Origin of the sequence: Alkalihalobacillus bogoriensis ATCC BAA-922 (genome assembly GCF_000621445.1) — a bacterium.
Lineage (GTDB): Bacteria > Bacillota > Bacilli > Bacillales > Bacillaceae_F > Bacillus_AO > Bacillus_AO bogoriense.
This window is the reverse complement of record NZ_KK211282.1, coordinates 1-12,593: the sequence shown is the minus strand read 5'-3', so window position 1 is coordinate 12,593 and position 12,593 is coordinate 1. Positions and strand designations below refer to the sequence as shown.

General features: G+C 35.7%; 14 protein-coding genes. 7 read left to right on the top strand and 7 right to left on the bottom strand.

What is annotated here, in order from left to right; genetic code table 11:
- The first annotated feature begins 567 nt into the window (after window positions 1-567).
- The 3 genes from ectA to T323_RS0124525 all read left to right on the top strand — a co-directional run bounded on the left by ectA (window position 568) and on the right by T323_RS0124525 (window position 2,853).
- Complete coding sequence (gene ectA, locus T323_RS0124535) at window positions 568-1,074, top strand: diaminobutyrate acetyltransferase (RefSeq protein ID WP_026675619.1); 507 nt, start codon at window positions 568-570, stop codon at window positions 1,072-1,074.
- Window positions 1,075-1,153: 79 nt separating this feature from the next.
- Entirely contained in the window at window positions 1,154-2,437 is a 1,284-nt protein-coding gene (gene ectB, locus T323_RS0124530) for a diaminobutyrate--2-oxoglutarate transaminase (protein WP_026675618.1), read from the top strand.
- Window positions 2,438-2,466: 29 nt separating this feature from the next.
- Window positions 2,467-2,853, top strand: coding sequence for an ectoine synthase (locus tag T323_RS0124525; protein ID WP_026675617.1), 387 nt, complete (start codon window positions 2,467-2,469; stop codon window positions 2,851-2,853).
- A 73-nt stretch (window positions 2,854-2,926) separates the two neighbouring features.
- Here the strand turns inward: T323_RS0124525 and T323_RS0124520 are convergent, their stop codons facing one another.
- Entirely contained in the window at window positions 2,927-3,304 is a 378-nt protein-coding gene (locus T323_RS0124520; protein ID WP_026675616.1) for a hypothetical protein, read from the bottom strand.
- A 270-nt stretch (window positions 3,305-3,574) separates the two neighbouring features.
- Between T323_RS0124520 and T323_RS0124515 the strand changes: the two genes are divergently transcribed.
- Entirely contained in the window at window positions 3,575-3,784 is a 210-nt protein-coding gene (locus T323_RS0124515) for a helix-turn-helix transcriptional regulator (protein ID WP_026675615.1), read from the top strand.
- A 40-nt stretch (window positions 3,785-3,824) separates the two neighbouring features.
- Window positions 3,825-4,214, top strand: coding sequence for a hypothetical protein (locus tag T323_RS0124510; RefSeq protein ID WP_026675614.1), 390 nt, complete (start codon window positions 3,825-3,827; stop codon window positions 4,212-4,214).
- An 81-nt stretch (window positions 4,215-4,295) separates the two neighbouring features.
- On the opposite strand, the gene T323_RS0124505 is transcribed toward T323_RS0124510, so the two are convergent.
- The 6 genes from T323_RS0124505 to T323_RS27650 all read right to left on the bottom strand — a co-directional run bounded on the left by T323_RS0124505 (window position 4,296) and on the right by T323_RS27650 (window position 10,372).
- Window positions 4,296-4,808, bottom strand: a complete 513-nt coding sequence (locus T323_RS0124505) for a hypothetical protein (RefSeq protein WP_169737924.1) — start codon at window positions 4,806-4,808, stop codon at window positions 4,296-4,298.
- Between the two features lie 133 nt (window positions 4,809-4,941).
- A complete protein-coding gene (locus T323_RS0124500) occupies window positions 4,942-6,285 on the bottom strand; it encodes a DUF4179 domain-containing protein (RefSeq protein WP_026675612.1) in 1,344 nt (447 codons plus the stop codon).
- Window positions 6,278-6,787 carry a sigma-70 family RNA polymerase sigma factor gene (locus tag T323_RS0124495; RefSeq protein WP_026675611.1) on the bottom strand — a complete coding sequence of 170 codons (510 nt, stop codon included), beginning with the start codon at window positions 6,785-6,787 and terminating at the stop codon, window positions 6,278-6,280. Before T323_RS0124495 ends, T323_RS0124500 begins: the two co-directional genes overlap by 8 nt.
- 570 nt (window positions 6,788-7,357) lie before the next feature.
- Window positions 7,358-9,142 carry a methyl-accepting chemotaxis protein gene (locus T323_RS0124490; RefSeq protein ID WP_035179908.1) on the bottom strand — a complete coding sequence of 595 codons (1,785 nt, stop codon included), beginning with the start codon at window positions 9,140-9,142 and terminating at the stop codon, window positions 7,358-7,360.
- Window positions 9,143-9,344: 202 nt separating this feature from the next.
- Window positions 9,345-9,806, bottom strand: coding sequence for a hypothetical protein (locus tag T323_RS0124480; protein ID WP_026675609.1), 462 nt, complete (start codon window positions 9,804-9,806; stop codon window positions 9,345-9,347).
- 68 nt (window positions 9,807-9,874) lie between these two features.
- Window positions 9,875-10,372, bottom strand: coding sequence for a hemerythrin domain-containing protein (locus T323_RS27650; protein WP_051556716.1), 498 nt, complete (start codon window positions 10,370-10,372; stop codon window positions 9,875-9,877).
- A 133-nt stretch (window positions 10,373-10,505) separates the two neighbouring features.
- Here T323_RS27650 and T323_RS0124470 point away from each other — a divergent pair, with 133 nt between their 5' ends.
- Together T323_RS0124470 and T323_RS0124465 are read left to right on the top strand one after the other, a co-directional pair.
- Complete coding sequence (locus tag T323_RS0124470) at window positions 10,506-11,018, top strand: hemerythrin domain-containing protein (protein ID WP_026675608.1); 513 nt, start codon at window positions 10,506-10,508, stop codon at window positions 11,016-11,018.
- Between the two features lie 99 nt (window positions 11,019-11,117).
- Window positions 11,118-11,828 carry a hypothetical protein gene (locus T323_RS0124465; RefSeq protein WP_026675607.1) on the top strand — a complete coding sequence of 237 codons (711 nt, stop codon included), beginning with the start codon at window positions 11,118-11,120 and terminating at the stop codon, window positions 11,826-11,828.
- The last annotated feature ends 765 nt before the right edge of the window (window positions 11,829-12,593 follow it).

Here is a 12,593-nt window from a genome sequence, read left to right as displayed (position 1 = left end):
AACTACGCCTATTTCCTCCAAAACTGTCCTTCATTCATAAAATTTTTAGATGAAACTACTGTTTACATAGGATTCGCAATTTTTCTATTTCCTTCTATTCTACCTCGACTTTAGCAATATCAACAAAGCTCAACCTTTGAAGAATGGCGTGTTATTTTGTCGATATTGTTTTTTTCTTATTTCCCTTTACTTCCTCTCTGAATTTCTCCCCCTGCAAACCCTATATATATCAATGGTTTCACTTTGTTTTTACATATAATCCCTTTTTTGAATATAAGAGAAAACATAACAATTCATAAGGAATTTGTAAGAGCGCGGTCCTTATGTTACTTGAACACGCATTAGTCGTGCTCATCCCGAATTATCACGGTAAAGCTGGTTTGATAAAATGTAAAGACGCCTTTATCATAAAATAATGTAAAAGCATTAGAAAAACTTGGTTACACACTTGCACCAAGAATGCTTTGTGGAGCCTTGATGTTTTCTAAGCGAACTCTTCTTTAAGAAAAAATCATTAAAGATGAAGGAGGAAATTGTTATTATTACCACTACTGTAGGTGATGTGAAATGAATGGAAATACAACAACTGTAACCCCTCTAACACTTGAAAAACCAACTGTAGAAGACGGGGCAGCAATGTGGGAACTCGTAAAAAATTCCACATTAGATTTAAATTCATCTTATAAATACATTATGATGTGTGAGTTTTTTGCAGAAACATGTGTCGTTGCAAAAGAAAATGACAAAGTTGTTGGGTTTGTCACTGCTTTCATCCCTCCTGAACGCCAAGATGTCGTATTCGTATGGCAAGTTGGTGTCGATGCTTCACAACGTGGTAAAGGAGTCGCTTCAAAAATTTTGCATGAACTACTTTCACGAGAAGCGTGTAAAGATGTCCGTTATTTAGAAGCCACTGTTACTCCGACAAATCAAGCTTCCCAATCATTATTCCGTCGTATCGCTCGCGATTTTAACACTGATTGCTCGGTATATGATTGCTTTCCTGAAGAGTTATTCCCAGGTGATGACCATGAAGCTGAATTAACATTCCGTGTTGGGCCAATCGAAAAATAAACAGCGATTTAGAACGCTACCGTTTTATTTGAAATAGGAACTCGATTCCTATCAAAATACCAAGGAGGAATAATAAAGGATGAATACAAACGACCTAAGCATTTTTGAAAAATTAGAATCAGAAGTACGTAGTTATGTTCGAAGCTTTCCAAAAGTATTTAATAAAGCAAAAGGGTATAAAATCTGGGATGAAGCAGGAACAGAATATATCGACTTTTTCGCTGGAGCTGGAGCCCTAAATTACGGACATAACGACCCGAAAATGAAAGCAAAACTCGTTGACTATATTTTAAACGATGGCATTGCCCATTCTTTAGATAAAGCAACAACAGCAAAAGCTGAATTTTTAACAAAGTTTAATGATGTCATTCTTAAACCGCGAAACCTGGATTACAAAGTGATGTTTCCCGGACCAACAGGAACAAATACAGTAGAAAGCGCGTTAAAACTAGCAAGAAAAGTTACAGGCAGAACAGATGTAATTAGTTTTACAAATGGATTCCACGGTATGACAATTGGTTCATTGTCAGTAACAGGAAATTCATTCAAACGAAAAGGTGCGGGTATTCCGTTACAACACGTTGTAACAATGCCTTATGATAACTTCGTGAATGAAGATCTCGACACTCTGGAGTATCTCGAACGTTTCTTAGAAGACAATGGTAGCGGCGTTGCAATTCCTGCAGCCATGATTCTCGAGACAGTCCAAGGTGAGGGCGGCATTAATGCAGCTAGATTCGAGTGGCTAAAACGTGTAGAAGACATTTGTAAACGTTGGGGTATCCTTCTCATCATTGATGATGTTCAAGCTGGTGTTGGTCGTACAGGGACATTCTTCTCTTTTGAAGAAGCTGGTATTTCTCCTGACATCATTTGTTTATCAAAATCAATTGGTGGCTATGGCTTACCGTTAGCACTAACATTATTTAAGCCGAAATATGACATTTGGGAGCCAGGTGAGCATAACGGAACATTCCGTGGAAACAACATGGCTTTCGTTACAGCTACAGAAGCTCTTACGTATTGGGAAGATGCTTCGTTTGAAAAAGAAGTAAAAGAAAAGTCAAAAAAAATTACAGCTTTCTTAGAAAGCATTGTTCAAAAATATCCTGAGATTAAAGGTGAAGTTCGTGGACGTGGCTTCATGCAAGGAATCGCTTCGAATGTTGATGGGTTTGCAAGTAAAGTCGCAAAAGAAGCATTTGAACGAGGACTAATTATGGAAACATCTGGACCAAAAGATGAAGTCTTTAAATTATTCCCTCCGATTACAATTGATAACGAAGGGCTAGAAAAAGGATTTTCTATCATTGAAGAAAGTGTAAAAGCATTAGTAAATAGTAAAGAACCTGTTATTTCCTAATAACAATTTCATAATGGAGGCTGCAAATCATGAAAGTAGTAAAATTAACAGATATTATCGGAACAGAACAAGATATTGAAGGCGGTAATTGGAATAGTCGTCGCTTAATTTTAAAGAAAGATGGTATGGGTTACTCTGTCCACGATACAATTATCCGTGCTGGAACTGAAACTCATATTTGGTACCAAAACCATCTAGAAGCCGTATACTGCATTGAAGGTGAAGGCGAAGTTGTCACATTAAAAGACAATAAAGTTCACCCTATCTCAAAAGATACGTTATATGCGCTTGATGAGCATGATGAGCACCTATTACGTGCTAAAACAGATATGAGAATGGTATGTGTATTTAATCCGCCAATTACAGGTCGTGAAGTTCATGATGAAAACGGCGTTTATCCTGTAGATGAAGATTAATCTTTAATTATATTTATTTTAAAAAGATTGGGTTTGTGCCCAATCTTTTTTTGTGTGTTTTCATAGTGATTTTTTATTTTTCAGTGACTAACTGAAACGATTCAGTCTTTCCATCCCATTTAAACGTTATGGACATAGGGGAATCTTTTCTTGTCTTTTTATCATTCGAGCTAGAATCTTCTTGTACAAACATTCCTTCCTTGTTTAATTTTGCCCCTTCAACTCCCAGTCCCCAAAGACTCGATTCGATTATGAACTCGAAGTCTTCAAATGATTCAATATCTTCACCTTTATATTGAAGAATTATGCTTTCACTCTCTTTTCCAGAGACTTGATTTATAACCACTTCTGCTGTCCAGTATTCACCTTCTCCAGTAAATGAAAAGATTTCTCCAAAACAGCCAGTTAAGAAAACAACAAAAATGAATAATAAAAATTTCCCTTTTTTCATGCAATCACCCTCATATTGTCAATGGAATACGAACTATTGTTTCCTTTGTTTTTACTGAATTTAAACGATTTTATTATTGTTTTCCATTATACATGAAGCAGAATATTAATTAAATACAAATTTTGGGTTTGAGTAGCTCCTTATCTATAACAGTTACTAATATAAAATCGAAATAACATATTTTAAATTAAGGATGGCCCTTTTGTAAAGTACCCTTTACAGTAAAGTTTCCTTTACGCTATAATAGTGTATAGAGAGGATTGTGTATATATGAAAAATCGAATGAAACAATTACGGCAGGAAAATGGAATTTCTCAGGAACGAATGGCAGAAATGTTAGGTGTGTCTCGACAGACAATTATTTCAATTGAAAAAGGGAGATACAACCCATCATTACCTCTCGCTATTCAAATTGCTCGTTGTTTTAACACGATTGTAGAACAAGTTTTTCTTTTAGAAGAAGATGAAGAAGGATATTAGTTTAACAAGGTTACATGTACTTTTATAGGAGGGAATTTTAATGCAACTTAGTAGTAAAGTAGGAAGAAGGTTTTTCTTAATATGTGGTTTTCTTTTCTTGTTTTATAGTCTGTTAATGGGTTTTGCGAGTATATCAACAGGATCTTTCTTTGCTGGATATGAGCTTGTTTTCTTAAGTTCCACAGTTATGGCTTTTTGCCTAGCTTATCTTTATCCGCAATTTAAAGAAAACGATGAACGCTCGAAGAAAATACGAGAAAGAGGAATGTTCATTAGCTATTTCTTCATTTTAGGTTATATGATTATTCTGATGGCACTTTTTCAATTTGAAATCATTAACTTAAATGGTTATCAGACAGTTAGTGTATTAACAGCATTAACAATATGTACAGTATTCAGTTCATTCGTTATATTGTCAAAGCGTTACTAACGAGCCGTTCTTTCAAATGAGAAAGCTTGGGGGAACCCAAGCTTTTTTTGTGTGTAGGAAAATATTTTATTAAGAAATGTACTATTCTAATGGATTCTCTTTTTCACTCGGATAATCAATTGAATTCGCTATTTCAACTAACCGTTCTGGTGTTACTTTTTTAGAAAGAGCTTTCGGAATACTAAGCATATATTGCCAGCCATCTCTTTCAAATGCAAGACCAACAATGGATTCAGAAATGGTAAGAAATACAGCCTCGTTTCCGTTTTTTAAGTGATATCGATTTATGATACGTTTATCTTTGATTTTAAGTTTATGTTCTATTGGTTTAACAAAGATATAATAATGGTTTTCTGGAGAGCTATCGTGAATATACTCCAATTCAAGAAAATCATTCATTTCACCCTCAGAATCATTAAATTTGCCAAAATGATGAGTAAAACTTATAGGCGGAAGTCTAAGAGGTAATTTGAAGTCTTGGTCAAAATGTTGTTCAAATTCTTTGATCGCTTCTTCAATTGTTTTATAGCCAATTTCAGGGTACATTTCTTCATAAGTTTTATCTTCACTGATTGTATTTGCGAAAATTTTCATACTAACCTCTTCAAAAAAATGGGAGGTAACGATAAGCATGACAAGGAAAACAATCTTCTTCAATTTACATCACCTTTTAACTTAGACTTAAGGTTACTTTCCACTAAGTTATTAAGGATTATTCATTGTTAAACTATTTAAGACGGACTCGCATTGTATCCTCAATTCGCTCAGGATAATCACTAAGTTCAATCATAATAATGTCTTCTTCACCATTGTGGGTAACAGGAAATGAATGTTTTACAACTAATTGACCTTCAGTGGATTCCATTGCCCAGCCCTCAACACTACCTATCTCTTTTCCGTTTATATCTTGAACTGAATGTCCAAAAACACTAAACTGATCTTCTTTATCGTAAAACTCATCATACTCTACATGAAAAATCAAATTGGAATATGAAGAATAATTTTCTACATCAACGAGAGAAATAGCATCTGGTCCGTCTATTATTTTTCCTTCTTTCAAGTTCACGGTAACCTTTGCATCTTTCTTGTCTAAAGCTCGAATTCGAGTTACTTCTAAATAAAGCTCTTTTGCTTTCGCAAAATAACTACTTTCCATGTACAATGTTTTCTTCTCACCATCTACTTTTCCTACAACACCATTCGTTAAAGGTTTCCATCGGTCTCCTTTTTCATTGACTACACTTATCTCCTCAAAGGAAAACAAATGTTTGGAATTCGATTCTGGTATTGTTAACTCTAAACTCATTAATGTAGGATGGATTGTGGCTTGTTCAATCACAATCGTCTGCTCTGCAAATAAAACTGTTTCATCTATTTTATATGTCTCTTTTTTCGCTAAAAATGCTTCTTTCTCAACCGGAATCACAAACTCCCAAATCGAGTCACTTTTTCCCTCTTTCTTTTTGTGTTCTACTGCCATCCCGCTTTTTATCTCCAATTGCTCTGGGATTTCATCAGGATTCCCGATGTTAATATCAATTGTTCCATACACCACTTTTTCTTTTTCAATATCAGAAAATCCACCGTAGCTTAGTCCGGCGATAAAGGCGTCTGGTGATATTGAAAATTGTTCATCGAATGACAGGTGGGAATATCCCGCTTTATTTTCAATCGAATAAAACAACACTAACCTCGCCTCATCAATTGTCATCCCTTCCATCGTTACTTTAATTCCATCATGCTCATCACTCACTCCAAGTGGAATTGCATAATCATGTTCAATGGCAGCTTGCAGGCCTTTGTCGTAATGAACAAGCTCCACTACCCATTTACCACCAGGAATTTCACTTACAAAAGCTGCAAATGTTGGGGATACACGAATTGACGTCACCATTATTAAGAAGAAGAAACTCGCCGTTAGCAATACCCATTTCTGTTGTCTTTTTCTCTTATTTTCTTTCGTTGCTTTGTATAGTCCTGCTTGAATAAAATGATCGATATTGGCTGGTAGCGGTTGTTGATTTAACTTTGCTGCACTTTCAAGCATTTCACGTTCTTTGTCATTAGGCACGTAAGTCACCTTCCTTCCATTGTCCTTTTAGTTCATTTATGGCTTGGTGAATCCATGTTTTGATCGTTCCTTCGGGTTTTTCTAGCACTCTTGCTATTTCAGGAATCGTTAAGTCCTGATAATAACGAAGAATGAGGACATGTTGATATTCACTTCTCAGCTTTGTAATTTGCATTTGGACATCAAGCGTTAACGCATGGTTGTCTTGATAACTTGGTTGTTCAACCTCAGCAAACGGGATTACTTTGCCTTTTTTCTTTTGTTCATCAATGCAATAATTAATCAAAATTCGGATTAGCCACGTTGAAAAGTATGAAGGTTGTTTAAGCTTTTTAAGTTGTTTAAACGCGCGATATGTTACCTCTTGCAATGCTTCTAAGGCCTCTTGTTCATTTCTTAAATAGGAGAGCGCTATCCGGTATAGCTTTTCTTTGTTCAATATCATGAGTTGATAAAAGGCTTCCGAATCCCCTTTTTTCGCTTGGACGACTAATTGCTCCATATATGATTCCCTCTTTCATAACATCTATCTATATATTAGACTAAACGCATATGAGAAACGTTTTTATTTTTGTGTAATCAATTTTCTATTAAAGAGAATGCTAGTTGGAAGAGTGGCTACTCGTACATTTTATATTAGACAATTTTCTTCGGTTTCTGCTCGTTTGTCCAATAGAACCATGCTATTGGACACTTCTCTTCGGTTTTGTCCTCGTTTTGTCCAATAGAACCTTGCTATTGGACATTTCTCCTCTTTTTTGCTTGCGTTTTGTCTAATAGAAACGCTCTATTGGACACTTCTCTCGCTTTTTCTTCCCATTTTGTCCTTCATCGCCCTTATGAAAGACACTTCTCTCTCTTTTTTACTCTATTTTGTCCTTCATCGCCTTTATGAAGGACACTTCTTTCTCATTTTCACTTTGTTTTGTCCTTCATCGCCTTTATGAAGGACACTTCTCTCTCATTTTTACTCTGTTTTGTCCTTCATCGAACCCTATAACACACAATCCAAATGTCCCTTCCCCTTCCCACAAATAAAAAGACTCCCCACAAAAGGAAGTCTTTCTATCTGTTACAGTTTAAATTCGTTAATTCGTTGTTGTAGTGTCTCAGAAGATTGTTGTAAGTTGTTAGCTAAGTCTAGTAGCTGTTGGATTGACTTTATTTGCTCATCTGCGGTGGCCGACACTTGTTCGGTGCTTGCTGATGTTTCTTCGCTAATCGCTGACATATCTTCGATGGAAGCTAGCATGCCGTCTTTTTTAAGTTCGATTTCTTTAATATATTGTGCAATGTTTTCTGTTTTCTCCGTTGTATTTTGAACGGCTTTGGATATTTGGGCAAACGATGCTTTTGTATCGTTTACTGATTCGTTTTGAGTTTCGATTGTTTCTTTTAATTTCCCCATCGAGGAAATCGACTTTTGCACTTCACTTTGAATTTCACCAACGATTCCGGCAATATTCGTTGCAGAACTTGCTGATTGTTCTGCTAGTTTTCGAACTTCATCAGCGACGACCGCAAACCCTTTTCCGTGCTCTCCCGCTCTTGCTGCTTCAATTGAGGCGTTTAGAGCTAATAAATTTGTTTGGGCAGCCAAATCCGTAATCATATCTGTAATCGCACCAATTTGGGCTGATTTTTGTTGTAACAGTTCGATCGCATGTAATGTTTCTTGGTTTTTCATTGTTCCTTCTTTTGATAACTTCTCAAGCACCTCCACATTTTCGTGACCATCTTTGCTTAATTTTCTTGTTTCAATTGCTAGTGTGGCTGAAGAATTCACATCTTCTAATAATTGTTTCACCATGCTTCCTAATTCAAAAACCATTCGATTATTTTCCTCGGCTGATAGAGCTTGTGTACTTGCACCTGTTGCAATTTCTTCAATCGCTTGTCCGATTTCTGTAGATTGCGTCGTGAACGAGTTTATATTTTTCATTAATTCTTCTGTCATCTCAGAAACATTCGTTGTATTCGTTGATACTTCTGACGCTAAACTTTGAAGTTCAGTAATTGCTGTATTGAAGTTATTTCCTAAATACGCAAACTCATCGTTTCCTTTAAGTTCAATGCGAGTACGTAAGTCACCTTGTCCAACTTTTTCTAATCCTTCATTTAGTATAGTCATACGTTTTGAAATCGTTCGAACTAACCAAATGATGACACAAATACCTACGATAAAAGTGAGAAATAACGTCACCATCGTTTTTTGTTGAATGTTTTCTCTCATTAATACAGCGAATTCATTTAGTTCAAAATCGATAGCAAGAACGCCTATTATTTCACCTTGACTATTAGCTAATGTCTTCGCTAATGTTACCGTCGAATCTCCACTTCCAGCATCAATATAAGGCTCTGTCCAAACTAGTTCATTTGGATTTTCCATCGCCTTTATATACCAATCTCGTTCTCTTGGGTCATATTCATTTAAATTCACTTCTGGTGGAAGTTCTGGAGATAAATACAGTTCTCCATCACTTGTTCCCATATATAAGTTTTTAATAAAACGATTTTGACTACCTTCTCCAAAATAAGAGATATAAAACTCAGTTTTGTTATCGTCATTAGCGACTGGCATATTCGTGTATTGTTTAGTTGCTTGTGGAAAAGCAAAATTTTTGTGCTGCACTTCTTCTTGTTGTGACGTAAGTGTCATTAAATCCTCTGCTTCTCTAAACACTTTTTCTATTGAACCATCTAGTGCCTTTAACTCATCTACTGTTCCTGTAATTGAAGTATAGTTTAATACTTTCATTTCATTATACATAATGATTCCTTGTATAAGTCCTGGCACGAGTAGTGCTAATACAGTAACAATAATAATTTTCCCTCTTATCCCTCTAAATAAATTCATAATTCACCTCTGTATTTTTTAGTATTTTATCCCTATGAAATTAGTAGTGTAATTTCATTTTAACCTAAAACCTTCACATTTTCGACACTTTTGTCTGATTTTTTTAAATATTTCAGATTGTCCATCTTTTCTAACAACGCCAAACCCCTTCCTCCACAAAGGAGAAAGGGGTTTCATTTATTGGAATATTTTATTAAAAAAATTACTTCTCTTTTGTCCTAGCTTTGCCTTTTTCAGTAACAGCAAATGAGCGTTTCATCGTCTTTATTTTATCAACGGGTCTGAATCGTAATGCGGACCATTCTTCATCAATCGCGATTTGACGAACAGGTTCGAATCCTTCCTCTGCAAGCAAAGCCGCCACCGTATCTCGGCTACAACTTGAACCTTTATACTTTTTTGATGATTTCTTTGGATAACATAACCACAAAAGCCCGTCTTCTTGTAAAAATGGTAACACTTGTTGTGCTGTTTCTTTTATTGTTTCATTGCTTGTTCCAAAAACTTGAATGAAATCATATTTTTCTTTCCTTCTATCTTGGTCAACTGCCATATGGAACTCGTTGATGGTCGTCTCATATTCAATTGGTGCTTGTAACACTAATAATGAAAGTGTATCGCTTTTCACTTGTAATTTTTTTAATATTGGATGAATGTCTGCCAAAGGTATCGTCCTTTCATTTTTTTCTAGTGTAGCCTTTCCCCTTTGCCAGTGCAAGCGCCTCTTCTTATTTACGCTACTTCATTTACAAAACGTGCAAACAATAAATGATGTTCAAGGTTAATATGTTCAACTACGTTTTTATCGAAATGTTCTAGTTTCATATAGGTTAACTTGTACATTGCGCAAACTTCAGAAGGCGGTTTGAAACCATTTGTAATTTTTCTTAACTCTTTCAGTAAATCAATGATAAGTTCAGATTCTTTGTTTAACTCACAAATTGTTTGTAAAGTAATCAAAAGTGAGCCGATATCTTTTGTTTTTTCATACAATTGGATTTTTGGAAACACCGTCGTTTCTGCTTTTATCATATGGTACTCCAATTCAAACTGTAATTGGTGAAAATTGAAATATAACTCATGAAGCTCGGAATGTTTAGTGCCATAGTCTTGAAGTAATTTAGCAATGAACGGGCTTATCTCTAGTACTAATTGTTGCAATGCTATATGTTGTCTCTCAGCTTGTTTCATTAATTGAGAATAAGTGATTTTTTCTATAAAAAATCCCATTGTATCTCCTCCCATTCCAGCAGTACTCTTATTATACTGTAGCTCGTTATGAACGACTGTGATTCGTATCACGGCATTAATGTTTACTTTAATATTTAATGAAAGTGTGAATAAAATTTTGGGAGGCATTAATATGGAATTTCAATGTGGAATGGCTGTTTACTCTGGACCGTTATGCGAAGCCCTTTCTTTTTTAAAACAAGAACACGGACCTCTTCGGATGAAAATGGAAGAACTATTAGCAATAAGTACACAACTCGTACAACAACCAACAACTACGCAAGAAGAAATGACACAGCTTTATGAGAGTACAAAGCTCTTTTTTTCTGAATTAGAACGTCATTCTGAACGAGAAGAGGGTCAATTGTTTCCAATCGTTCAAAGATACACAGGCACACATTCTGGCCCTATTCCTGTTATGGAATACGAACACCATGAGGCAAAACGGTTGATTACAAAATTTTTAAAAGAAGCTCAGCAATTGAAACATAAAGAAGAAAAAAAGCATACAGTAGAACAATTAATTGAAGCCATTCACATATTAACGAATCATTTTTTAAAAGAAGAAAATGTCCTTTTTCCTATGGCACAACAATTGTTATCTGAAACTGAAAAAGAAGATTTACTTCAAGCTTTTTCAAAGTAAAACGTTTATCCCTCCTTCGTTTATATCGTTAGACTATTTCTTTTTACATTTGGTAATAATGAAATATTGAACGAAGTAGAAACAAGGAGGAATACACCTTTGAAAAATATTACGTTTATTATCATATTGTCTTTCCTTTTACTTACCGTCGCTTGTGGTCAAGTAAATGAACCAAACCAAACGGTCCAACAAGAACAAACAACTGAAAATGGGGAACGTCTTGGTATTCCTGGGGGAGAAGCACAGACTACACATGAACAAGCAGAGCAATTAACCTTTTCTGAAGTTATCGAAGAGTATAAAGTACTCGCTTCTTATCAAACCGACTCCCCTGGAACAGGGCTTGGGGAAGGAATGGAAATTATTCATCGTAACAAAGATGCACTATTAGCAAAAGGACACCAAGGATATGCGGTTGAGTATTTTCAGTTACTTACTATAAATGAACAAGAGCGAAAAATTGTTATTACCCATCGCTTTTATGAAGATAGTGACGAATTTGCAACGATTGAAACATATATCAATAATAGAGACATGGAAGAAGCTGTGGAGTGGGTCCAATCTCAACCGCCTAATGAACAACGGTTATACTTTAGTACGGACGAATTTGCTCAACCGACGTTAATTCTTCTTCCAGCTGATGATGTGAGTGAAGAGGAGATTAAAGCAATTGAAGTTGTAGTCAATGATACAACTTATATTTTCGGGAAACATATTGGACTTGCTTATATCCATTATCATAGTGACGAAATTATTATGCTATATGGTGAAGGGACTTATGCAACAAACTATGACTTATTAGAAGAATAAGAAAAATGCGGCAGCGTCTTTTCGTTTCTAGCGAAGTGCGGAGCCCTGCCCGCTTTTGAAAGTGAACCCCAAGTGCTCTTCCTGGGGTGAAACGCGCAGGTGAGGAGCCTTCGCTCTTCTTGAAATAGCTTTCAAAGCTTCACTGCTACACCAAAATTTTTTTACTTTCTTTAAAGCGAAGTGTATGATGAACAACCAACACATCCTATGTTTCATTTTCGCGGTCACAGCAGCCGTTATTTGTGAACATGATACGGGTTTCCGTTTTTTAGCGGCCACAGGAGCGCTTATTCACGCAAAAGCAACTCTCTTCCTAGCTATATATTATGATTAACTGCTCCTGTGTCCGCCAACGTTCCAAAGCGCTAGCAATGTTCACAGATAACGGCTTTCATGGCCGCTTACTTACTATAAACAACAAAATCGCTAGCCCGATAAACCCGACCCAAGTGTTGAAGGATTCACTTAGGTCTTTTCTTACTTGTCTCATAGTACTCCAACCCCTAATTCATTCTAAGAATTTATTAGAGCAATATTATACATAAGTCGATTATTTTACAGTTTCTTAAACAATTAAGAAAAACGCGGGAGCGTCTTTTTTAGAATAAGCTTTCATAGCTTCACTGCTACACCAAAATTTTTATACTCCCTCATCTTTTCAAAAAAAAACGAGGCTGGGACAAAACAGTAAATAAAAAATGAGTGGCACTCACCCTGATGAGTTGGGGTGAGTGCCACTCTTTATTTTACATTTTTAGATTTTAG

Excerpts from the sequence above, each read along its gene's own strand:
- T323_RS0124510 (WP_026675614.1), top strand. The coding sequence starts at position 3,825 with ATGCAACTTAGTAGTAAAGTAGGAAGAAGGTTTTTCTTAATATGTGGT.
- T323_RS0124470 (WP_026675608.1), top strand. The coding sequence starts at position 10,506 with ATGGAATTTCAATGTGGAATGGCTGTTTACTCTGGACCGTTATGCGAA.
- T323_RS0124520 (WP_026675616.1), bottom strand. The coding sequence starts at position 3,304 with ATGAAAAAAGGGAAATTTTTATTATTCATTTTTGTTGTTTTCTTAACT.
- T323_RS0124505 (WP_169737924.1), bottom strand. The coding sequence starts at position 4,808 with ATGAAAATTTTCGCAAATACAATCAGTGAAGATAAAACTTATGAAGAA.
- T323_RS0124525 (WP_026675617.1), top strand. The coding sequence starts at position 2,467 with ATGAAAGTAGTAAAATTAACAGATATTATCGGAACAGAACAAGATATT.
- T323_RS27650 (WP_051556716.1), bottom strand. The coding sequence starts at position 10,372 with ATGGGATTTTTTATAGAAAAAATCACTTATTCTCAATTAATGAAACAA.
- T323_RS0124495 (WP_026675611.1), bottom strand. The coding sequence starts at position 6,787 with ATGGAGCAATTAGTCGTCCAAGCGAAAAAAGGGGATTCGGAAGCCTTT.
- ectB (WP_026675618.1), top strand. The coding sequence starts at position 1,154 with ATGAATACAAACGACCTAAGCATTTTTGAAAAATTAGAATCAGAAGTA.
- ectA (WP_026675619.1), top strand. The coding sequence starts at position 568 with ATGAATGGAAATACAACAACTGTAACCCCTCTAACACTTGAAAAACCA.
- T323_RS0124490 (WP_035179908.1), bottom strand. The coding sequence starts at position 9,142 with ATGAATTTATTTAGAGGGATAAGAGGGAAAATTATTATTGTTACTGTA.
- T323_RS0124515 (WP_026675615.1), top strand. The coding sequence starts at position 3,575 with ATGAAAAATCGAATGAAACAATTACGGCAGGAAAATGGAATTTCTCAG.